This window comes from Actinomadura madurae, from assembly GCF_900115095.1.
GTDB lineage: Bacteria > Actinomycetota > Actinomycetes > Streptosporangiales > Streptosporangiaceae > Spirillospora > Spirillospora madurae.
Genome location: NZ_FOVH01000019.1, coordinates 119,168 through 140,604 on the forward strand (window position 1 = coordinate 119,168; position 21,437 = coordinate 140,604).

Here is a 21,437-nt window from a genome sequence, read left to right on the forward strand (position 1 = left end):
CCCGGAAGGCGTGACGGCCGGCTCTCCGGGACCGACGCACTCTCTAGACGTCCATGGTCCCGCGAAGGTTGGCCTTCCGGGGCCGATTCGCAGGATCTTTCTCGCTCCGGATCCGGCCTGTCGATCTTCTGCTCAAGTCTGTGGCGGCACCGGTTAAAGGCGGCGATTCGCGCCGTGACCGGCTGCGATTCTGTTCCGTGGCCGCCGGTGACGGCCCCCGCGACGTGAGTTCTTGCCTGTGAAAGGGACGCGCGATGAGAGCCCAGGGGCTGACCTCCGCCATCGAGCCGGGCGCGGCTCCTCCGGAGCTCGCCGCGGCGGCGGACGGGACGGCCGTCCCGTCCGGGGGCGCCGGTCCGCGGTTACTGGCCGGGCTGTGCCCGGTCTGCCTCGCCCTGCTGGACGGCTGGGCGATGGCCGCCGCCGTGACGCTCACCCGGGGCGGCTTCCTCGCCGGCCCGGCCGCGTTGGCGATCATGCTCCTGAACGCGTCCGCCGGGCTGTACCGGATGCGCCGCAGCCCCTCCCTGCTGGCCGACCTGCCGCCGCTGCTCGTCCGGGCGGCCCTCGTCGGCGCCGCCGCGGCGGCGCTCCTCGCGGACCCCGCGGCCTGGCCGTGGATCACGGCCGTCGCCCTCACGCTCCAGGCGGGCGGGCGCGCCTGCGTGAACGCCGCGGTCAGGACGTACCGGTGCCGCCGCTCCAGGGCGCGGCCGGCCCTGGTCGTCGGCACGGGCGCCATGACCGAGCACGTCCTGGAGGTCCTGCGGGAACGCGGCGAGTACGGGCTCGCGGCGGTCGGGCAGGTGACCGCGGGGCGCCCGCCCGGTCACCCCGGCGCCGCGCCCCTGCTCGGGGACACCTCCGACCTGCCCGCGATCGTCACCGAGCACCGGATCGGCACGCTGGTCGTCGTCGCCGAGGACGTCCACCCCCACCGGCTGGACGCCGTGCTGCGCGTGTCGTTCGGGCTGCCCTGCGAGACGCTGCTCGTCCAGCCGCCGTCGGACGTCGTCCCGGTGGTGCCGGCGCGGCGCGAGTACCTCGCCGGGCTGCCGTGCGCGCGGGTCGGCGGCCCGCTGCACGACCCGGCCGCCCGGCGCGCCAAGCGCGCCCTCGACGTCATCATCGCGGTCCTGGTCCTCGTGCCCGCGCTGCCGCTGCTCGCGGTGTGCGCGGCGGCGGTCCGGATCGAAGGCGGTCCCGGCGTTCTGTTCCGGCAGCGGCGGATCGGCCTCGGCGGCGAGGAGTTCGTCCTGCTGAAGTTCCGCACGCTGAAACCTGCGGACGAGCACGAGGCCGACACCCGCTGGACGGTCAAGAACGACGGTCGGATGGGACGGGTCGGCCGCTTCCTGCGGAACACGTCGCTGGACGAGCTGCCGCAGCTGTGGAACGTCATCCGCGGTGACATGAGCCTCGTGGGCCCGCGCCCGGAGCGCCCGCACTTCGTCGACCAGTTCTCCCGCACCTGCCCCGGCTACACGCTGCGGCACCGCGCCCCGGCCGGGATGACGGGCTGGGCGCAGGTGCACGGGTTCCGCGGCGACACCTCCATCGAGCTGCGGGCGCGGCTCGACAACCACTACATCGACCACTGGTCGGTGGCCGCCGACCTCCGGATCCTGCTGCTGACGGCGCGGGCGATGCTCTGCCGGGACTCCGGATGACGGTCTGCGCGCCGGCGGCGCCGCTCGTCGCGAGGGCGGTCCCGCGGCGCCCGAGCTGGCTGGTCGCGGCGGCCGTGGCCTGCGTCGGGATCCCGCCCGGCGACGCGGCGTCCGGGCCGGGCGTGCAGGTCACTGCCGGGGACGTGGCCAGCGGCGGGCTCGTCCTGGTCGCCGCTTTCCTGCTGGTCACCGGCCGGGTCGCGATGCCGCGCCGGGCCCCGCTGGCGTTCGGGCCGCTGATCGCCGCGCTCGGCGCCAGCACCGTCCACTCGGCCGACATCGGCGCCAGCCTGGCCGGGTTCGTCCGCGACCTCCAGGTCTTCGTGCTGGTGCCGCTGGCGGTCGTGCTGCTGCTGCGGGACCGGCGCGACCTCGCGATCGTCTGCTGGGCGGTGCTCGGCCTCGGGCTCGTGGAGGCGGCCTACGGGATCTGGCAGGCGGGCACCGGCAACGGCGCCTCCATGGGTGGCCAGAGCATCCGGGCCGTCGGGACGTTCGGCGCCCTCGACGTCATGGCCATGTCGATCGTCGCCGGGTTCGCGTTCCTCATCCTGGCCGCCTTCGCGCTGTCGGCCCCCGGGCGCGGCGCCGCCGCCGTCCCGGCCGCGCTGGCGGGACTCGCGGTGCTGGCCGCCGCGCTGGCACTGGCGCTCAGCCGCGGGACGTGGATCGCGCTCGGCGCCGCCGCCGTCCTCATGCTGGTGCTCTTCGACCGGTGGACGGCGGTGAAGGTGCTGGCCTGCTGCGGCGCGCTGGTGGTCGTGCTGGCGGGCGTGGCGGGCGGCGGGTCGCAGGCGGTCGTCGAGCGGTCCAGGTCGATGGTGGGCTCGATCGTCCATCCCGACCGGTCCGTGGACGACCGGTACGAGCTGTGGGCCGCCGCGGTCCGCATCTGGGAGGACCATCCGGTCGCGGGCGTCGGCGTGAAGAACTTCCCGGCCTACCGCGACACCTACGCCTCGATCGAGCTGTCGTCCGGCAGCGAGACCGCCGACCCGGTGAACGGGTACGTCCGGCAGCCGCTCCTGTCACCGCACAACCAGTACCTGCTGTTCCTGTCCGAGCAGGGAGTGGTGGGCCTCGCCGGGCTCCTCACGCTGCTCGGCGCGATCGTCGCCGGGCTGTGGCGGCGCCGCCGCGCCCGCGACCCGTTCTGGCTCGCCAGCGTCGCGCTGATGGCGTTCCTGCTGGTCAACTTCCTGTACGCGGACCTCGGCGGGCCGACCTGCGCGCTCACCGCCGTCGTCCTCGGCATCGCCGCCGCCCGCGCCATCGGGGCGGTCCGCGGATGACCCGGGCCGGGACGGGCTCCGTCGGCCGCGCCGCCGCGCTGTCGGGCGTGCTCATCGCCGCCGGCACCGGGCTCGGGTTCCTGCGCGACCTCGCGATGGCGCACCTGTTCGGCGCCAGCGGCAGCACGGACGCGTTCCTGGTCGCCTGGACGATCCCCGAGACCGTCTCGCCGCTGCTGATCGAGGACGCGATGGCGCTGCTGATGGTGCCCGCCGTCACGCGGCTGCTCGCCCGCGGCGACGGCCCGCGCCCGCTCGCCGCCACGACGCTGCCGCGCATGGTGCTCGGCCTGTCGCTGGTCACCGCCGCCCTCGCCGTCTTCGCGCCGCTCGTCGTGGACGTCCTCGCGCCGGGGCTCCCCGAGCGGGGCCCGGCCGTGCTCTGCGTCCGGCTCACCGCCGTCACCGTCGTGACGTTCGGCGTCGCGGGCTTCATGAGCGCGGTGCTGCGCGCCCACCACACGTTCGGCCCGCCCGCCGCGATCTACCTCGCCTACAACGCCGGCATCCTCGCGCTGATCGCTGGCTTCTCCGGCCTGATCGGCGTCACCAGCGCGGCGGTCGGCGTGGCCTGCGGCAGCGTGCTGATGGTCGCGGTCCAGGCGCCCGCCTTCGCCCGCTGCCTGCGCGCCGCCCCGGCACCGGCCCCGGCCGCCGGCCCGGACATCCGCCTCGGGCTCGCGGCCGTCGCGCCCGTCGTCGTCTACACGGTGACGCGGCAGGCGCAGGTGTTCGTGGAGAGGTTCCTCGGGTCGGAGCTGCCCGCCGGGTCCATCTCGCACCTGAACTACGCGCAGAAGGTCGCGCAGGTGCCGATGGTGCTCTCGCTGCTGATCGTGACGGTCACGTTCCCGAGGCTCGCCCGCGCCTCGGCGGACGGGGACACCGCGCAGGTCGCCCGCCGCATCCGGCAGGACATCCTCGTCGCGAGCGCGATGGTGCTGGCCGCCGCCGCGTTCCTCGTCGCGTTCGCGCCCGCGATCGTCCGGGTGCTGTTCGAGCACGGCGCGTTCGGGCCCGCGGACACGGCGAGCACCGCGTCCATCATGCGCGTCTACGCCCTCGGCCTGTGGGGGCAGACCGCCGTCGGCCTCGCCGCCCGCGCGTTCTTCGCGCAGCGGCGGCCGACCTGGCGCCCGGCGGCCGTGATCGCCGCGGGCCTGGCGGTCACCGCGGCGGTCGGCGGGGCGTTCGCCGCGTCCGCCGGGACGATCGCGCTGGCCGCCGCGAACGCCGCCGGGATCACGCTCGCCGCCGTCCTGCTGCTGGCCGGGCTGCGGCGGGGCGTCGCGCCGATCCCGCTGCGCCGCGTCGCCGCCGAGGTGTCCCGGCTCGCGCTCGCCGCCGCCGGCGCCTGCGCGGCGGGCCGCCTCGCCGCCGGGGCGCTGGACGGCTCCGACCTCGTCCAGCTCGCCGCGGGCGGAGCCGTCACCACCGCGGCCTTCGCCGTCCTCGCCGTCCTGGCGGGACCCGGCCTCGCCTCTCCATGGATCGCTTCCGGGCCGCTCCGCGCGCGTGCCCGGCGCGGCCGCATCGAATCGGGGGATACCAGTGAGCCAGCCGACAGAACCAGCGCACCTGACGGAGACGACACGGCCGGCCGAGCCGGCGCCCCCGGCCGGGGAGATCCGGCCGGCTCCGCTGGTGCTGATGTACCACTCGGTCGACCACTTCGATGAGGACCCGCACCTGGTCACGGTGTCGCCCGCCCGGTTCGCGCGGCAGATGGCGTGGCTGCGGGCGCGGGGCCTGCGCGGCGCCGGCATGGGCGAACTGCTGGCCGCGCACGCCGCCGGCCGGGCGCGCGGCCTCGTCGGGCTCACCTTCGACGACGGGTACGCCGACTTCGCGACGCGGGCCCTCCCGGTCCTCGTGCGGTACGGGTTCGGCGCGACGACGTTCATCGTGTCCGGGCGGATCGGGTCCTTCAACGCGTGGGACGACGGCCCGCGCAAGCCGCTGATGACGGCCGACCAGATCCGGATGGTCGCCGACGCCGGCATGGAGATCGCCTCGCACGGCCGCCACCACGTCTCCCTCCCGGCCACCGACGAGACCGAGCTGCGCGAGGAGCTGGAGGAGAGCCGCGCCGTCCTGGAGGACCTCATCGACGGCCCGGTGACCGGCTTCGCCTACCCCTACGGGCACGCCACCGCCCGCGAGGCCGAGGCCGTGCGCGCCGCCGGGTACGACTACGCCTGCGACATCAGCCCCGAGCAGCCGGGACGGCACGCGCTCGCCCGCACCTACATCGGCGACCGGGACGGCCCCCTGCGGCTGCGCGTCAAGCTCGTCCGCCACGAACTGCGCCGGCGGAGGCGCGTGTGACCAGGGTCCTGCACGTCATCACCGGGCTGGAGCACGGCGGCGCCGAACGCCAGCTCGTGCTGCTGCTGCGCCACCTGCCGGTGGCCTGCGAGGTCGCCACCCTGACCCGGACCGGCACGCTCGGCGCGGAGATCCGCCGGTCGGGCGTCCCCGTGCACGAGATCGGGATGCGCGGCAACCGGGACCTCGCCGCGCTGCCCCGGCTCGCCCGGCTGATCCGGCGCGGGCGGTACGACGTCGTCCACACGCACCTGTACCGGGCGTGCGTGTACGGCCGGATCGCCGCCCGCATGGCCGGCGTGCCCCGCGTCATCGCCACCGAGCACTCCCTCGGCGACGGCCACATCGAGGGACGGCCGACGACCCGCGGCGTCCGGGCGCTCTACCGGGCGACCGAGCGGCTCGGGTCCGCGACGGTCGCGGTGTCGCCCGCCGTCGCGGCCCGGCTGCGCGGCTGGGGCGTGCCGCCCGGCCGGATCGCCGTCATCCCGAACGGCATCGACGCGGCCGCGTTCGCGTTCGACGCCGCCCGCCGCGCCGCGACCCGCCGCCGCCTCGGGATCGGCCCGGCCGAGCCCGTCGTCGGCGCGCTCGGCCGGCTCGTCCCGACCAAGCGCTTCGACCTGCTGATCGAGGCGGTCGCGCGGCTCGGCGGCGTCCGGCTGCTGCTGGTCGGCGCGGGCCCGGAGCGGGTGGCGCTGGAACGGCTGGCGCGCGACCCGCGCGTCGCCGGCCGCGTGATCTTCGCCGGGGGGACGTCGGACGTCGCGGGCGCCCTCGCCGCGATGGACGTCCTCGCCGCCCCGTCCGTCCAGGAGACGTTCGGCCTCGGCGTGCTGGAGGCGCTCGCCGCCGGGCTCCCCGTCCGCTACACGGTCTGCCCCGCCCTCGACGGCCTCCCGCCCGGCGCCGCCCCGCAGGCCCGCCGGCTCCCCACCGACGCCGGGATCTGGAGCGCCGAGCTCGCCCGCGTCCTGCGCGCCCCCCGCGACCGCACCCGCGTGCCGCCGGCCGTCGCCCGGTACGCCATCGCCGAGCGCGCCGCCGAGCTCGCCCGGCTCTACCGCCCCGAGCCGCCCGTCCGCGGAGCCGCACCGATACGAGAAAGGGTTCGTGATGCCGCCACGTGACGCCGACAGGAAGCCTGAGACCGGGGGGCGGGCCGGGACCGCCCGGCGCCTGCGCGGCCGGCTCGCCGCGCTCGCCCGGCGCGCCGGCCCGTCCGCCGCGCTCGTGCTCGCCGGAGGGCTCGGCGGCCTCGGCTACGCCCTGTTCACGCCCAGCACCTACACCGCGACGTCGTTCGTCATGGTCGTGGACGAGCGCGACGGCGGCGCCGGCCCGGCGGCGGTCAGCTTCGCGCAGGCCTTCGGGCGGCTCGCGCCGCTCCCGGAGACGCTCCAGTACTCCTCGATCCCGCTGCCCAAGGGCGCGGCGGGCGCCACCCGCGAGCACATCCAGGCGTCCACCTCGCCGGACACGCCGCTGATCCGGCTGGCCGGCAGCGCCCGGACGCCCCGCGACGCCGCCGCGTACGCCAACGCCGCCGCCGACGCCCTCGTCCGGTACGGCAAGACCCACCACGCCGAGACGGGCGTCCGCGTCGCGCTGATGAACCTCGCCACGCGGCCTGCCGAGCCCTCGTCGCCGAACCTGCCGCTCGGCGTCGCCGTCGGCACCGCGTCCGGGGTCCTGCTCGCCGGGCTCGGCGCCGCCCTCGGCGGCGGGCGCCGCGGGCGGGTCCGCGAGCGCGCGGAAACACGTCCCGCCACCGCGCCGGGTCCCGCGGCCGAGCGGGCGGAGGTGGGCTCGTGACCGCGATCGCCCCACCGTCGCCGGTCGACGCCCCGGCCGCCGAGTGGTCCGCCGAGGTGCACCGGGACGAGCAGTCCCTGGTCGGCCTCGCCGGCGAGCTGCGCGACCTCTACGACCGCAGCCCGGCCGCCACGCCCTTCCAGACGTACGAGTGGTTCAGGTCGTGGTGGGGCTGGTACGGGACGCGCGGGCGGCTCCGCCTCGTCACCGTCCGCCACCGGGGCCGGCTCGTCGCGGCGGCGCCGCTGATGGCGGCCACCCGGCACGGGTTCCCGGTGCTCGTCCCGCTCGCGGCGGAGCAGAGCGACTTCACCGACTTCCTCCTCGACCCCGTCTACGCGGACGGCGCCGTCCGGCACCTCACCCGGGCGCTGCTGGACGAGCGCGGATGGTGCGCGCTCGACCTCCGCGAGGTGCGGCCCCGCTCGGCCGCCCACCTGGTCGCCGACCGGTGGCCGCGGCGGGCCTGGCGGACGCCGTCGTCGGTCTGCCTCGAACTGCCCGCGACCGACATCGACGACGTGCTCGGACGGCTGCCGCGCCGCACCGCCGGCAAGATGCGCGCCAAGCTCCGCAAGATCGACGTGCGCGGCATCACGGTGGAGAGCGTCCCGGCGGAGCGGGCCTCGGACGCCGTCCACGCGCTGCTGGACCTGCACCTCTGGCAGTGGGAGGGCCGCCCGGTCAACCCCGAGCACACGCGCGACCGGTTCCGCCGCCACCTGGCCGAGGCGGCGGACGGGATGGTCCGCGACGGGCGCGCCGCCGTCCTGCAGTACCGGTGGGACGGGCGGCTCGTCGCCAGCGACCTCCTCCTCATCGGCCACCGGTACGTCGGCGCCTACCTGTACGGCGCGATCCCCGACCTGCGGTCCTGCCTCGACGTCACGCTGATGATGCTGCGCCAGGACCTCGCGCTCGCCCGCGAGCGCCACCGGCAGGGCGTCAGCCTGCTGCGCGGCGACGAGCCCTACAAGCTGAAATGGCGGCCGGCGCCGGTCCGCAACGAGCGGATCATCCTCGGCAGGTCCGCGCCCGCCGCCGCGTTCGCCGGGCTCGCCCGCGCCCGCGCGCACCTGTCGGAGCGGCGGCACGCGGGGGACGGCCGGCCCGCTGGCGATGGCTGACCGGGAGGCGCGCGGCCCGCTGCGGGTCCTGCACGTCAGCCAGCCGAACGGCGGCGGGGTCGCCGTCTACGTCGGGCAGGCGGCCGGCGACCAGCGCAGGCGCGGCTGGGAGGTGGCGGTCGCCTGCCCCCGCGGCGGCGACCTGCCGGAACGGTGCGCGGCGGCCGGCGTCCCCTGGTTCCCGTGGGACGCCGGCCGCGCTCCCGGCCCCCGCACGCTGCTGGAGGCGCGCAGCCTCCGCCGCCTGGTGGCGACCTTCGCCCCGGACGTCGTGCACCTGCACTCCGCGAAGGCGGGTCTGGCCGGGCGGCTGCCGCGCCGCCCGCGCGGCACGCCGACGATCTTCCAGCCGCACGGCTGGTCCTGGCTCGCCGCGACCGGGCGGCAGGAGGCCCCCAGCCGGCTGTGGGAGCGGCTCGCGGCCCGCTGGACCGACGCCCTCGTCTGCGTCGGCATCGGCGAGCTCCAGGAGGGCATGCGCGCGGGCGTGCGCGGGGAGTACCGGGTCGTCCGCAACGGCGTCGACCGCCGCCGGTTCCGGCCCGCCGACGGCGCCGCCCGGCTGGCCGCCCGCGCCCGGCTCGGGCTGCCCGCGACCGTCCCGCTCGCCGTCTGCGTCGGCCGCCTGACCAGGCAGAAAGGGCAGGACGTCCTGCTCGCGGCCTGGCCGGAGGTCACCGCCCGGTGCCCGTCCGCGCGGCTCGCCGTCGTCGGGGACGGCGAGGACCTCGACGCCCTGCGCGGCGAGGCGGTCGCCGGGGTGTCCCTCGTCCCGGCCGTCGACGATCCGCGCGACTGGCTCGCGGCGTCGAACGTCGTCGTGCTGCCGTCGCGGTGGGAGGGGCTGCCGCTCACCGCGCTGGAGGCGTTCGCCACCGGACGCCCCCTCATCGGGACGGACGTCCCCGGCATCACCGAGCTGCTCCGGCCCGGTCTCGGCGCGCTCGTTCCCGCCGAGGACCCCGCCGCGCTCGCCGCGGAGGTGGCCGCGCGGCTGCTGTCCCCCGGCATCGCCGAACGGGAGGGGCTGGCGGCGGCGTCCGCGGCCGAGGCCTATGACGTCTCCGGGACGGTGGCGCTCCTCGCCGCCGTCACCCGCGACGTGGCCGGGGCCGGCGGCGCCCCGGACGAGCCCACCGCCGGGACGCGGGCGGTGGCCGGCGGCTCCGGCCATCCGGGCCTCGCCGGCGTCGGCGCCGGCGCCTTCCAGGCCGGGGACGGCGCCGGGACGAACGGCCCGGACGGGGACGGCGGCGGAGCCGTCACGCCGCCGAACAGCTCCCGGTAGGCGGCGGCCGAGCGCGGATTGCCGCCGCACGACCAGACGCCGTGCGGGCAGTAATCCGTGATCGACTGGTAGGCGACGTCGTGCGACATGATCCAGTCATGCATTCCGTGGACATATTCCGGGTTGTCGGAATTGCGGAACAGCCCCCATTCGGGGAACGAGATGGGCTTGCCGTGCGCGGCGGCGAAATCCGCGTGGTCGCGCAGTCCGTAAGGCTCGTCCACGAAACTTTGGAAGGACTTTCCCGCCGGCTGGTCGTAACTGTCCGATCCGATGATGTCGACGACGTCGTCGCCCGGATAGCATTGCGTCCACGGAATCGCGTCCCGCCCCCGAGACGGCGCGAAGTCGAAACGCAGGCGCGTGCCCGGGACGCCGCGCATCGCGGCGACGATCCGCCGCCAGTAGGTCTTCCACGCCTCCGGATCGGGCGCGCACCGGCCGGCGTAGGCCTCCCCGTTCATCTCCCAGCCGGGGACGAGGACCGCGTCGCCCGCGCCGGCCGACACCAGCCGCCGCGCGAGGGCCCGGTAGTGCCCGTCGAACACGCCCCGCGCCCCCGCGCGCAGCAGCGAGGCGAGCACCGGCCGCGGCAGCCACGTCTCGTTCGGGGCCATCATCGGGACGTTGACCACCAGCATCCGGCGGGGGTCGGCCTCCTTCCAGCGCGCCCACGCCGCCAGCAACTCGCGCGGCCCCTCGATGTCGTCCCAGTCGTCGCCCGGCAGGTAGGTGCGGCCGACGGTGACCGTGGAGCCGAGCCAGCGCTCGAACGGGCCCAGCCGGGCCACGCCCTCCCCGCCCGAGCCGAGAAAGGCCCCCAACGGCACGTAGGGCGCGGTTCTCTGGGCCGACCGGAGTTGCGGCCAGGTCGCGAATACCGGCGCGATCAGCGCGACCAGCATGACGGACGCGGCCAGAATGGGAGGGAGTGGACAAAAGCGCGATGCCCTTTTCCACTGGCGCCCGGAGTGGTGCCCGGCTGGATGGATAATGTCGCCGCTCATGCGTATCGTATGCCCTGGGACGTCCGCCGCGAAAAAGCCGCCGGAGCGGGCGATGGCAAAATTTACCACCGGGAAAGGGACGTCGTGCACCGCAATATGTGGAATCGAGCCTGAACGAAAATGACGCGCCTCGATCCCGGCCTTCCCGTGCTGCTGCTGCGCACCGACCGCAACCCGCTCCACCACGGGACGCTCGCGGCGATCCGCAGCCTCGGCCGCGCCGGCGTCCCCGTGCACGCCATCCTCGAAGGCGACGCCAACCCCTCGTCCCGGTCCCGCTACCTGTCCCGCGCGCATCCCTGGGCGCCGCCCCCCGGACGCCCGGACGACCTGCTGGACCACCTGCGGGCGGTCGGCGAGCGGATCGGCCGGCGCGCGCTGCTCCTCCCGATGGACGACGCCGGGGCGATCTTCGTCGCGGAGCACGCGGCGCCGCTGGCGTCCCGCTTCGTCTTCCCCCGCCAGGACCCCGCCGTCCCCCGCGGCGTCGCCGACAAGGCCCGGCTGCTGGAGGCCTGCGAGCGGCACGGCGTCGCGTGCCCGCCGAGCCGCATGCCGCGGTCCGCGGCGGAGGTCGACGAGGCCGCCGCCGACCTCGGGCTGCCGCTGATCGCCAAGTGGGCGCGGCCGTGGCGGCTCCGCCCCGGCCTGCGCAGCACCACCCTGGTCCGGACGGCCGGCGAGCTGCACCGGCTGTTCGCCGCCACCCGAGACCGCCGCCCGGACGACGCCTCCGGCGGCGGCGCGGGCCCGCTCATCCTGCAGCGGCGCATCCCGCCGTCCGGCGGCGACTGGTTCTTCCACGGGTACTTCGACGAGGACCTCGGCTGCCTGTTCGGCGGGGTCGGCCGCAAGCACCTGGCGCACCCGCCGCACGCCGGGCACACCGTCGCGGGCGAGTGGGTCGACGACCCGGCGCTCGAACGGCTCGCGGCGGGGATCGTCCGGCGTTTCGGCTGCCGCGGCCTGGTCGACCTCGACTTCCGGCTCGACGCCGAGCGCGGCGTCCACCACCTGCTGGACTTCAACCCGCGGATCGGCGCCCAGTTCCGGCTGTTCACCGACCGGACCGGGCTCGACCTCGCCCGAGTCCTGCACCTCGACCAGTCGGGGCGCCCCGTCCCGGCCGCGCGGCCGGCGCCCGGCCGCCACCTGCTGGTGGAGAACCACTACCTCCGGCGATCGGCGCGGCGCCCCCTGCCGCGCCCGAAGCACCTGCGGGAGACCCTCCGCCCGCTGAGAAGGGCCGACGAGCTCGCCTGGTACGCCGGCGACGACCTCCCGCCCTTCCTCGCCATGGGCCGGCAGAGCGCGCTCCGCGCGGTCGGGCGGCTCCGCACCGGGTAACACCACGAACACACGGGGGAATGGAACATGAGCGACTCGGCATGCGACGTCGTCATCGCCGGCGCCGGGCCCTACGGCCTGTCGACCGCCGCCCACCTGCGGTACCTCGGACTGGACGTCCGCGTCATCGGCGAGCCGATGCGCTTCTGGGACGCCAACATGCCGGAGGGCATGTACCTGAAGTCCGAGCCCTTCGCGTCCAGCCTGGGGGCGCCGCAGGAGGGCCTGCGCTTCATCGACCGCCACCGCGGCTGGCGGGTCGGGCACCCGATCCCCCTGGAGACCTTCGTCGAGTACGGGCGCTGGTTCGCCGCCGAGGCCGTCTCCGGCACCGAGGACGCCGAGGTCGTGAGCGTCGGGCGCGGCGGCCGCGGCGGGTTCGCCGTCGCGCTGTCCACGGGCGAGCGGATCGCCGCCCGGACCGTCGTGGTCGCCGTGGGCGTCGGGCCGTTCGCGCACATCCCGGACGAGCTGGAGGGCATGCCGTCCTGGCTCGTCTCGCACAGCAGCGCCCACAGCGACCTCGGCCTGTTCGCGGGCAAGGACGTCGCGGTCGTCGGCGCCGGGCAGTCCGCGCTGGAGACGGCGGTGCTGCTCGCCGACGCGGGCGCGCACCCGCACCTGCTGGCCCGCAGGCGCGAGCTCGACTGGAACACCGTCCCGGAGGAGCGCCGGTCCCGGCGCTCCGTGCTGCTGGAGGGACCGCGGTCCGGGCTCGGCACCGGGTACCGGACGTGGCTGTGGGCCGAGCGGCCGGGGATCGTCCGGTACCTGCCGGAGCGGACCCGGCGGAAGATCGTCCGGGAGACGCTCCCGCCGGCGGGAGCGTGGTGGCTGCGCGACCGGCTCGACGACCGGATCCGCGTCTCGACCGGCCGGCACCTGTCGAAGGCCGTCGAGCTGGACGACGGCGTCGCCCTCACCACCGTCGACCGGAACGGGCGGCGCCTCGTCACCGAGGCCGAGCACGTGATCGCCGCGACCGGGTTCGTCCCGGACGTGGAGCGGCTCCCGCTGCTCGCGCCCGAGCTGCGCGCCCGCATCAGGACCCGGGCGGGCGCGCCGGTCCTGTCCCGCGACTTCGAGGCGTCGGTGCCGGGCCTCTACTTCGCCGGGCTCGCCGCCGCGCTCACGTTCGGGCCGGTGATGCGGTTCGTGCACGGCGCCGGGTTCGCGGCCGGGCGGATCGCGCACCACATCTCCCGGCGCGGGCCGCGCCCGAGCATGCCGCCCGTGCGGGCGGAGAGCGTCCCGGAGGCGGACGTACCCCGGCGGTAGGACATCGTCACCCGGCGGTCAAGGTTTGTCCCCCGGCCGGCGGCGCACCGCGGCGGTGCGGTGCCGGCCGGGGCGGGTCAGGCCCAGGGCGGCCGGGCCCGGCGGCGGGCGCGCTCGTCCCGGGCGGTGGCCCTGGTCCACTCCCAGCGTGAGTACAGCGTCCACGCCGAGGACCATCCGCGCTTGGAGAAGGTGCTCTGACCGGCGGAGACGCGGGACAGAACGAGCAGTTGGGCCTCGTTGCGGGTCACGAAGCGGTGGGTCTGGCGACGGGGGCGGTGATGGCGCGCGGGCAGCAGCCGCGCGATCGCGGACGAGGGGTCGGGCATCGGAAGCTCCTCGCTCGGACGGCCGCCGCGGCCGTCCGTTCACCGAATGTAGCGCACTCGATACCGTCCGCCATGCTTCCTCCGGTCATCGGACGGCCCGGCCGATGCGCCACGGTCCCCGGGAGGGCGACGAAGCCCCCGACGTCCGGCGAAACGGAGAATTCTCGTAAAAAGGAATGCCGGGCGCTGGAAACCCGTCCACGGTAAAAGTGGAATTAATGCGCCGGTAAACGATTCGAGGACACGCAGGGAGAATTCGAAATCGTTCCGTGATCACCGCCGCCGCGGTGCTACCTTCTTGCCGACCGGAACCAGAAACCGGATGCGAACACCGACGGCGGCGACAAGGAGAACTGGCAATGCGGTCCCTACCGATCCAGCGCGGGGCAATTCGCCCGCAGGATCGGTGCCGGTATGCCATCGTCCCCGTTCTCGCCCGTGTCGCCGCCGTCGCGGGTTTCGCGTTCGCCGGCTGGATCGCGCTCTCCGCGCTCACCGAGACGGCGTTCGCCGACGAGCCGGCGCCCCGGCCGCAGCAGGCCGTCCATGACGCCGTCTTCGGCGAGGGCGCCATGGAGCCGGACGACCTGTCCACGTTCCGGCACCTCTCGCCCGGCCACGGCCGGGACGCGGCGGACCCGGCGGAGTCCCTCTCCGGCGACCTCCGGGAGGCCGGCGACGACCCCGTGGAATACCTCGGGTCGCGCAAGCGGGACGTGCTCGACGACAAGGACCGGGCCGTCCAGCGGATCGAGGAGCTGACCGCCGCCGCGGGCGTCCCGCGGCTGCCCGCGCCCGAGGTCCGGCCCGACCGCCCCGTCATCGGCGAACTCGTCCAGCAGATGACCGGCCCCGAGCACGCCGCCCCCGAGCACGCCGCGCCGGCGGACGCCGGTGCGCGGCCGGGGGAGGACGCCGACGCCGGCCACGCCTCCGACAAGGGCGGGCCCGCCACCGCGCGCGCCGGTCACACCAGCGCGCCCGAGACGTTCGCGGGCGCCGCGCCGGACGGCGACGGCGGCCACTGCGCGGCCTGCCGCGGCGGCGACCGCGCCCCGGTGCGGGACCCCGCCCTGCCGTCCGGACAGGACGGCCCGCGCAGCGCCGGCTCCGGCGGCGGGCACCCGTTCGTGCCGTTCGCCGACCTGCTGACCCGGCAGTACCCCGCGGCGCCTTCCGCCGCGGGCGCGGGGACGTTCCACCGCACGGCGCTGTCCGACGTGGCCGCGCCCGGCGGCCCGTCCGTCGTCCCCGACTAGGGGTCTCCCACAGCCGTCCGGCCACCGCCGGCCGGCCGCGGCGCGGCCGCGTGCGCGAAGCACGCCGCCCGCCCCCTTTCACCAGACCTTCCTCTGAGGCAACGGCCGACCACCGGCCGCTGCCGGGCTGCGCCCACCCGGACGGTGCCGCGCAGCGTTCACCACCGAGATCGAAGCAACGACAGGAGAAACTCATGCGCAAGTGGGCGAAGAGCACGAGCCGCGCGGCCCTGGTGGCCGCGGGAGCCCTCGTCGTCGGAGCCGCCTTCGGCTCCGGGCCCGCCGGCGCCGCCACCCTGCACGGCGGCGGCCACGACGGCAAGGTCCGCATGGAGACCTCGCACAACTTCGGCGTCCTGAACGGCAACCAGGTGTTCGCGCCGATCAGCATCCCCGTCGACGTGTGCGGCAACGCCATCGCGATCGCCGGGATCAGCCGGGCCCAGTGCAAGGGCGGCGCGACCGTCAAGAACCCCGGCGGCCGCAACGTGAAGATGGAGAGCGCCGGCAACTTCGGGATCGGCAACGGCAACCAGGTGTTCGCGCCGATCAGCGTCCCGGTCGACGTGTGCGGCAACGCCGTCGGCGCGCTCGGCGCGGCGCAGGCCCAGTGCAAGGGCGGCGCGACCGTCAAGAACTCCGGCGGCCGCAAGGTGAAGATGAAGAGCGCCGGCAACTTCGGGATCCTGAACGGCAACCAGGCCTACATCCCGATCAGCGTCCCGGTCAACGCCTGCGGCAACGCCGTCGGCGCGCTCGGCGCGGCGGAGGCGCAGTGCAAGGGCGGGGCGACCGTCGACAACGGGCACAAGTCCGCGCCGCCCACCTACCGGACGCCGAAGAAGCCGAAGCCCTACAAGCCGTCCAAGCACCGCCCGGCGGCCGAGCACACCAAGCTGCCCTCGACGATGCGCGCCGACGGCTCCCGCGTCGCGCGTCCCGACGCCGGCCACCGCACCGCGGACGCCGTGCCCGGCGTGCGGGGTGTCCTCGACACGATCAAGCGGCCCGTCAAGACGTCCGGCGTCGGCGTCGAGCCGGGGCGGATCGCCCCGCGCCTGGCCAAGGGCAGCGTGCCCGTCGCGCTCGGGTCGCCGCTCTCCTGACCTGACATGGTCCGGACCAGGGTGACGACCCGCGGCCGGACGACGGCGGAAGGGGGCGGCAGACGTGCCGCCCCCTTCCCCATGCCCGCGGAACCCCAGATGGAGGAGAGAACCATGCTCGGCCGGAAGTCCCTCTGCGCGGTCGCCGTCGCCGCGTTCTGCGCGCTGCCCGCCGTCTCCGTCCCGCCCGCGCAGGCCGCCCCCGCGCGCGGCACGGCCGCGGTCGCGGCCACCGCGGCCCGGCCGCGGACGGGCACGGTGATCGCGCGCCTCCAGATCCGGCGGATGGGCCTGAAGACCCTGGTCAGGCAGGGCGTCGGCCGGGCGGTGCTGCGGCGCGGCGTCGGCCACTACCCGGGGACCGCGCTCCCCGGGCGCGCGGGCAACACCGTCCTGCTCGGCCACCGGACGACCTGGCGGCACCCCTTCGGCGAGCTGGACCGGATGCGGCGCGGCGACCGGATCGTCCTGCGCGTGGGCCGGCGGACCTACGTGTACCGGGTCCGGCTCAAGCGCGTCATCAAGCCCCGGGACCGGCGCGCTCTGGAGCCGGTGCCGTTCCACCGCGGCAGCGCCCCGGACGGCCGGTACGTCACGCTGATCACCTGCACGCCGAAGGGATCGGACCGGCGCCGCCTCGTCGTCGTCGGCAAGATCGCGTCGAGGCGCTGAGTCGCGGCGCGAGCGCCGCGCGCCGCCTCCGGCCCGCCGCCGGTCAGCGCCCGCCGTAGAGCGAGATCAGCCCGGCGTGGTCGCCCTTGCCGAGCGTCGCGGCCCCGTCGTCGCAGGCCCCGATGGACGGCGCCATCGTGAGGTCGGAGTGCTGGGACCCGCTGACGTGGTCGAGGCCGAGGACGTGGCCCGTCTCGTGCGTCGCGACCGCCTCGACGGAGTAGGAGCCCGGCCGGCACGTCCCGCCCGTCCACCACTGCCTGTCCTGCGTCTGCAGCGCCATGTCCGTCTCGACCATCCGCGTGCCGCTGAACCACATGCAGGTCGCGGCGAGCACGTTGCGGCCCGCGCCCGGCATGGCCAGCCAGCCGAACGTGTTGGCCCGGTCGCGGGCGCCGCAGGCCGCCCCGCCGGTCAGGTTCGGCGGCCGGTTGCTCTGCCCGGCGTAGTTCTCGTGCACGTTCGGCTGCGGCGTGAACCGGCCCCCGCTCACGCAGTCGGTGCGGGCGTTGACCATGTTCGAGACGCCCTTGGCGATGGGCGCCAGCGGCAGCCCGGAACCCCCCGCGTGGTAGTGCCACTGGACGGTGTGGCCCCGCGGCCACCTGGCGGGCTCGGGACGGTACGTGCCGTCCTGGCACGCGGCCACCGCCGCGCGGGCCATGCGCGGCCTGCCCTGCGGCACCCGCCCGCTCCGGGTGCGGATGGTGATCTTGCCGGTCCGCCGGTCCACCCGGATGTGCAGCTCGGAGCCGCCGTTGGTGTGCAGCTGCTGCGCCACCAGCGAGGTCCCGTCGGTCGGCACGACCGCCGCCAGCCCGTTGCCGCGCACGGTCCGGCCGCGCAGGTCGCAGTCGTCGATCCTGATCGTGTGCGGCAGCGTCCGGACGGCGAGCGCCCCGACGGCCTTGCACCAGGCCGGTGGTCGCGGGGCCGCGGCGGCGGTGGCCGTCGCGCTGGGCGCCGTGCAGGCGAGTGCCGCGGTCACCGCGGCGGTCACGGCGCCCGCCCGCCGGGCCGCCGTTGAGAAGTCGCGCATTCCAGTTCTCCAATGTTCGGAACTTACCCTCGCAGTCTTTGCGCGGGCGGGGGAAAGGAAAACCGACGCCGACTAAAATGATCACCATCTCGGGTGGGATGCCATTCGTGAATGGGGGAAGTCGTGGCTGTTTGTCGAGAATTGTCGACAGGGATCGTTCGGGGGTGGGCGTAAGTATTCGGTAAATCGTTGCCTATAATCCTGTAAACGCGTTTATAGCTGGCGTGCAGGGAAAAGCAGGAGGTAATCCGGCAACTCGGGATCAACAGAACAACCGCGACCGAGTGGCGGGCACCACCTCCCCCCGGCCCCCCGCCGTCCGGGAGCGTTCACGGAAGCGGAGGTGCTCAACGTGGAGACGCAGACGCAGGTGCGGGAACTGATGGGCATGAGCGTGACCGACACGAACGGGACGAAGGTCGGCACGATCAAGCAGGTCTACCTCAACGACGACTCCGGCTCGCCGGAGTGGGTGACCGTCCACACCGGGTGGTTCGGGATGCGCGAGAGCTTCGTCCCCCTGTCCGGCGCGCGCAAGAGCAAGGACGCCCTCCAGGTTCCGTACGACAAGGAGACCATCAAGGGCGCTCCGAACGTCGACGCCGACGAACACCTGTCGCATGCCCAGATCGTCGACCTGTACCGGCACTACGGCGTCCGTCCTCCGGGTGGCCGGCGCTCCGGTGGCGAGACGGGCACGTCCGAGGCGTCCGGTGACCGTCGCATGGCCGGTGGCGAGAGCGGTGAGGGCAAGGCGGCCGGAGCCGCCGGCACGGCCGGTACTTCCGAGACCGGTACTTCCGAGGCCGGGGGCACTTCCGAGACCGGGGGCGCGGGCGGTCCGGCGGGTGCCGCCGGGACGGCCGGCATGGCGGGCGCCGCCGGGATGGCGGTGCACCCCGAGAAGGGCCGGCGCGGGACGACCGAGCAGCCCGCGGGCCAGTCGAGCACGGGCCAGTCGAGCACGGGCCAGTCGACCACGGGCCAGTCGACCACGGGCCAGTCGACCACGGGCCAGCAGCCGGGCGGCCGGGCGATGCCGGCGCAGTCGCCGCGCGAGGGCGCCGAGGCCCCGATGACCGAGATCACCCGGTTCGAGGAGCAGATGCGGATCGGCACCGAGCGGCACGAGGCCGGCCGCGTCCGGGTGCACAAGTGGGTCGAGACGGAGACGGTCGAGCGGACGATCCCGGTCTCGCACGAGGAGCTCAAGGTCGACCGCGAGCCGATCACCGCCGGCCGGCCGGACCCGAAGGTGACCATCGCCGAGGAGGACCAGGAGATCATCCTCTACGAGGAGCGCCCGGTCATCGCGAAGGAGACGGTGCCGGTCGAGCGCGTCCGGCTGCGCACCGAGCAGGTGCAGGACGAGCAGACGATCCGCGGCGAGCTCCGCAAGGAGCGCATCGAGGTCACCCGCGACGACGGCACGCGCGCCGGCGGCGAGCGCGGGCGCGACCGCGACCGTCCGGCCACCTGACCGCGGGGCCGCACCGGCTGCCGGGCCCGCTCCGTGCCCGCCCGGGGGTGGGGCGCGGGTGGCCGGGTCTGGCCAGCGGATCCGTGGGGGCGGACGGGCCGCCGCGTGCCCGCACGGCGGCCGGACGGGTGGGCCGATCATGGCCCACCCGTCCGACCGGCTTTGTTTGGCCCATGATTCAACGTGTGAATTTAGTGGTCGTCAAGCCCTCTTCCACAGTTCCCGGCCACGGTCCGGTCTGTAATAGGCAGGTTTGTTGACAGGTAGCCGGGAGGCGGGGGAGGTTCCTGGGTGACGACGCCGGCGGCGCCGGGGTCATGGCCGTCCGGGCGAGCCATGACCCCGGCGCCCCGTCACGCACGCGGCCCGCCGGGCCGCGTGGGCGTCCTCGGACGACCCAGGAGGGACGACTTGCGACACCCCCACAGACGTGTCATCGCCACCCGGATCGGGCGGACACTGGTCGCCTTCGCGACCATCGCCGCCCTCCCCTCGGCCATCGCGGTGCAGCCGGCCCTGGCCGAGGCCCCCCGGCAGGCCGCGTACCTGAACCCCCGGCTGCCCGTCGCCAAGCGGGTGAGCGACCTGCTCGGGCGCATGACGCTGGAAGAGAAGGTCGGCCAGATGACGCAGGCCGAGCGCGGCGCCATCGACGGCGACCGCGACCAGATCACCGAGTTGGCGCTCGGCTCGGTGCTCTCGGGCGGCGGCTCGGTGCCCGCCGACAACAGCCCCGCGGGCTGGGCCGACATGGTCGACGCCTACCAGTCCAAGGCGCTCGCGACCCGCCTGAAGATCCCGCTGCTCTACGGGATCGACTCCGTGCACGGTCACAACAACCTCGTCGGCGCCACCGTCTTCCCGCACAACATCGCGATGGGCGCGACGCGCGATCCCGGGCTCGTCCGCAAGGAGGAGCAGATCACGGCCGTCGAGACCAAGGCGACCGGGCCCCAGTGGGTGTTCGCGCCGTGCGTCTGCGTCACCCGCGACCTGCGGTGGGGACGCGCCTACGAGAGCTACGGCGAGGACCCGCGGCTGGTCGTCCAGATGGAGACCGGCATCGAGGGCTTCCAGGGACGCCACAAGCGCGACCTCGCCACCAACCGGCACGTGCTGGCGACGGCCAAGCACTACGCGGGCGACGGGGACACGGTGTTCGGGTCGTCCACCAGCGGGACGTACACGATCGACCAGGGCGTCACCGTCACCGACCGCGGGACGTTCGCGAAGATCAACCTGGCGCCGTACGCCGTCGCGGTCAAGAAGTACGGGGTCGGCAGCATCATGCCGTCGTTCTCCAGCGTCGACTGGAAGGAGGACGGCGTCGGCAACCCGCTGAAGATGAGCGCGCACAAGGAGCTGCTCACCGACGTCCTCAAGCGGAAGATCGGGTTCGACGGCTTCCTCATCAGCGACTGGGAGGCCATCCACCAGATCCCCGGGGACTACCCGACGCAGGTCAGGACGTCCGTGAACGCCGGCATGGACATGTTCATGGAGCCGTACAGCGCCCCGCAGTTCGTGCAGACGCTGCTCGCGGAGGTGAAGGCCGGGCGCGTGAAGATGTCGCGCATCGATGACGCCGTCAGCCGCATCCTGAAGGCGAAGTTCGAGCTCGGCCTCTTCGAGAACCCGTACACCGACCGCACCAACGCCAAGACGATCGGGTCGGCGGCGCACCGCGCGGTCGCCCGCGAGGCGGTCGCGAAGTCGCAGGTCCTGCTCAAGAACTCCAAGCGGGCCCTCCCGCTGAAGAGGAACGCGCGGATCTACGTCGCGGGCACCAACGCCGACGACATCGGCAACCAGGCGGGCGGCTGGACGGTGACGTGGCAGGGCTCGTCCGGCGACATCATCCCCGGCACGACGATCCTCGACGGCATCAAGCAGAACTCGTCGCGCGTCACCTACAGCGAGGACGCGTCGGCGCCGACGGCCGGCAACGACGTCGGCGTCGTGGTCGTCGGCGAGAAGCCGTACGCCGAGGGCGTCGGCGACGTCGGCAACGGCCACACGCTGAACCTGTCCGACGCCGACAAGGCCAACATCGACAGGGTCTGCTCCGCGATCAGGACCTGCGTCGTCCTGGACGTCGCGGGACGCCCGCAGATCGTCACCGACCAGCTGGCGAAGACGGACGCGTTCGTCATGTCCTGGCTGCCCGGCAGCGAGGGCGCGGGCGTCGCGGACGTCCTGTTCGGCAGGCGCCCCTTCACCGGGAAGCTGCCGGTGACGTGGCCGCGCAGTGAGGACCAGGAGCCGATCAACGTCGGCGACCGGAACTACAAGCCGCTGTTCCCCTACGGCTACGGCCTGCGGACCCGCGGCGGACACCACTGATCGGGCACCACTGATTCCGAGGGCCGGCCGCCCGCCGCGTGCGGGCGGCCGGCCCGT

At 75.1% G+C, this 21,437-nt stretch carries 17 protein-coding genes and 1 pseudogene; 15 read left to right on the plus strand and 3 right to left on the minus strand.

What is annotated here, in order from left to right; genetic code table 11:
• The first annotated feature begins 254 nt into the window (after nucleotides 1-254).
• From BM339_RS38650 to BM339_RS38685, 8 genes are read left to right on the plus strand one after another with little or no spacing between them, the layout of a single operon-like run.
• Nucleotides 255-1,670, plus strand: coding sequence for an exopolysaccharide biosynthesis polyprenyl glycosylphosphotransferase (locus BM339_RS38650; protein WP_024934238.1), 1,416 nt, complete (start codon nucleotides 255-257; stop codon nucleotides 1,668-1,670).
• Entirely contained in the window at nucleotides 1,667-2,962 is a 1,296-nt protein-coding gene (locus BM339_RS38655) for an O-antigen ligase family protein (protein ID WP_075024096.1), read from the plus strand. The genes BM339_RS38650 and BM339_RS38655 overlap by 4 nt, the downstream gene beginning before the upstream one ends.
• Nucleotides 2,959-4,641: a lipid II flippase MurJ gene (locus BM339_RS38660; protein ID WP_075024097.1), complete on the plus strand. Its 1,683-nt coding sequence runs from the start codon at nucleotides 2,959-2,961 to the stop codon at nucleotides 4,639-4,641. The genes BM339_RS38655 and BM339_RS38660 overlap by 4 nt, the downstream gene beginning before the upstream one ends.
• On the plus strand, nucleotides 4,613-5,290 hold the full coding sequence (locus tag BM339_RS38665; RefSeq protein WP_024934240.1) for a polysaccharide deacetylase family protein: 678 nt from the start codon (nucleotides 4,613-4,615) through the stop codon (nucleotides 5,288-5,290). The genes BM339_RS38660 and BM339_RS38665 overlap by 29 nt, the downstream gene beginning before the upstream one ends.
• On the plus strand, nucleotides 5,287-6,420 hold the full coding sequence (locus tag BM339_RS38670; protein WP_083598404.1) for a glycosyltransferase: 1,134 nt from the start codon (nucleotides 5,287-5,289) through the stop codon (nucleotides 6,418-6,420). Before BM339_RS38665 ends, BM339_RS38670 begins: the two co-directional genes overlap by 4 nt.
• Complete coding sequence (locus BM339_RS38675) at nucleotides 6,407-7,105, plus strand: hypothetical protein (RefSeq protein ID WP_075024098.1); 699 nt, start codon at nucleotides 6,407-6,409, stop codon at nucleotides 7,103-7,105. Before BM339_RS38670 ends, BM339_RS38675 begins: the two co-directional genes overlap by 14 nt.
• Complete coding sequence (locus BM339_RS38680) at nucleotides 7,102-8,232, plus strand: GNAT family N-acetyltransferase (protein ID WP_024934243.1); 1,131 nt, start codon at nucleotides 7,102-7,104, stop codon at nucleotides 8,230-8,232. The genes BM339_RS38675 and BM339_RS38680 overlap by 4 nt, the downstream gene beginning before the upstream one ends.
• Nucleotides 8,225-9,520 carry a glycosyltransferase gene (locus BM339_RS38685; protein WP_075024099.1) on the plus strand — a complete coding sequence of 432 codons (1,296 nt, stop codon included), beginning with the start codon at nucleotides 8,225-8,227 and terminating at the stop codon, nucleotides 9,518-9,520. Before BM339_RS38680 ends, BM339_RS38685 begins: the two co-directional genes overlap by 8 nt.
• Before the next feature lie 299 nt (nucleotides 9,521-9,819).
• Here the strand turns inward: BM339_RS38685 and BM339_RS52890 are convergent.
• A pseudogene (locus BM339_RS52890) lies at nucleotides 9,820-10,527 on the minus strand (glycoside hydrolase family 26 protein); the annotation flags it as partial.
• Nucleotides 10,528-10,647: 120 nt separating this feature from the next.
• Here BM339_RS52890 and BM339_RS38690 point away from each other — a divergent pair.
• The gene (locus tag BM339_RS38690) at nucleotides 10,648-11,874 is read left to right on the plus strand and encodes a carboxylate--amine ligase (RefSeq protein WP_075024100.1); all 1,227 of its coding nucleotides are present in this window, start codon (nucleotides 10,648-10,650) and stop codon (nucleotides 11,872-11,874) included.
• 27 nt (nucleotides 11,875-11,901) lie between these two features.
• Complete coding sequence (locus BM339_RS38695; RefSeq protein WP_024934245.1) at nucleotides 11,902-13,152, plus strand: FAD-dependent oxidoreductase; 1,251 nt, start codon at nucleotides 11,902-11,904, stop codon at nucleotides 13,150-13,152.
• Nucleotides 13,153-13,229: 77 nt separating this feature from the next.
• Here BM339_RS38695 and BM339_RS38700 read toward each other — a convergent pair whose 3' ends face one another.
• A complete protein-coding gene (locus tag BM339_RS38700) occupies nucleotides 13,230-13,481 on the minus strand; it encodes a hypothetical protein (protein WP_075024101.1) in 252 nt (83 codons plus the stop codon).
• A gap of 359 nt (nucleotides 13,482-13,840) precedes the next feature.
• Here BM339_RS38700 and BM339_RS49190 point away from each other — a divergent pair, with 359 nt between their 5' ends.
• The 3 genes from BM339_RS49190 to BM339_RS38715 all read left to right on the plus strand — a co-directional run bounded on the left by BM339_RS49190 (nucleotide 13,841) and on the right by BM339_RS38715 (nucleotide 16,518).
• Entirely contained in the window at nucleotides 13,841-14,740 is a 900-nt protein-coding gene (locus tag BM339_RS49190; protein WP_075024102.1) for a hypothetical protein, read from the plus strand.
• A gap of 194 nt (nucleotides 14,741-14,934) precedes the next feature.
• The gene (locus BM339_RS38710) at nucleotides 14,935-15,846 is read left to right on the plus strand and encodes a chaplin family protein (protein ID WP_075024103.1); all 912 of its coding nucleotides are present in this window, start codon (nucleotides 14,935-14,937) and stop codon (nucleotides 15,844-15,846) included.
• 99 nt (nucleotides 15,847-15,945) lie between these two features.
• Complete coding sequence (locus BM339_RS38715; protein WP_075024104.1) at nucleotides 15,946-16,518, plus strand: class E sortase; 573 nt, start codon at nucleotides 15,946-15,948, stop codon at nucleotides 16,516-16,518.
• Between the two features lie 43 nt (nucleotides 16,519-16,561).
• Here BM339_RS38715 and BM339_RS38720 read toward each other — a convergent pair whose 3' ends face one another.
• The gene (locus BM339_RS38720; RefSeq protein ID WP_021600235.1) at nucleotides 16,562-17,557 is read right to left on the minus strand and encodes a matrixin family metalloprotease; all 996 of its coding nucleotides are present in this window, start codon (nucleotides 17,555-17,557) and stop codon (nucleotides 16,562-16,564) included.
• A gap of 352 nt (nucleotides 17,558-17,909) precedes the next feature.
• Here BM339_RS38720 and BM339_RS38725 point away from each other — a divergent pair, with 352 nt between their 5' ends.
• Together BM339_RS38725 and BM339_RS38730 are read left to right on the plus strand one after the other, a co-directional pair.
• Entirely contained in the window at nucleotides 17,910-19,037 is a 1,128-nt protein-coding gene (locus BM339_RS38725) for a DUF2382 domain-containing protein (protein WP_143118768.1), read from the plus strand.
• A gap of 411 nt (nucleotides 19,038-19,448) precedes the next feature.
• Nucleotides 19,449-21,380 (plus strand): glycoside hydrolase family 3 protein, encoded by a 1,932-nt coding sequence (locus BM339_RS38730; RefSeq protein ID WP_021591320.1) that lies wholly within the window; start codon nucleotides 19,449-19,451, stop codon nucleotides 21,378-21,380.
• The last annotated feature ends 57 nt before the right edge of the window (nucleotides 21,381-21,437 follow it).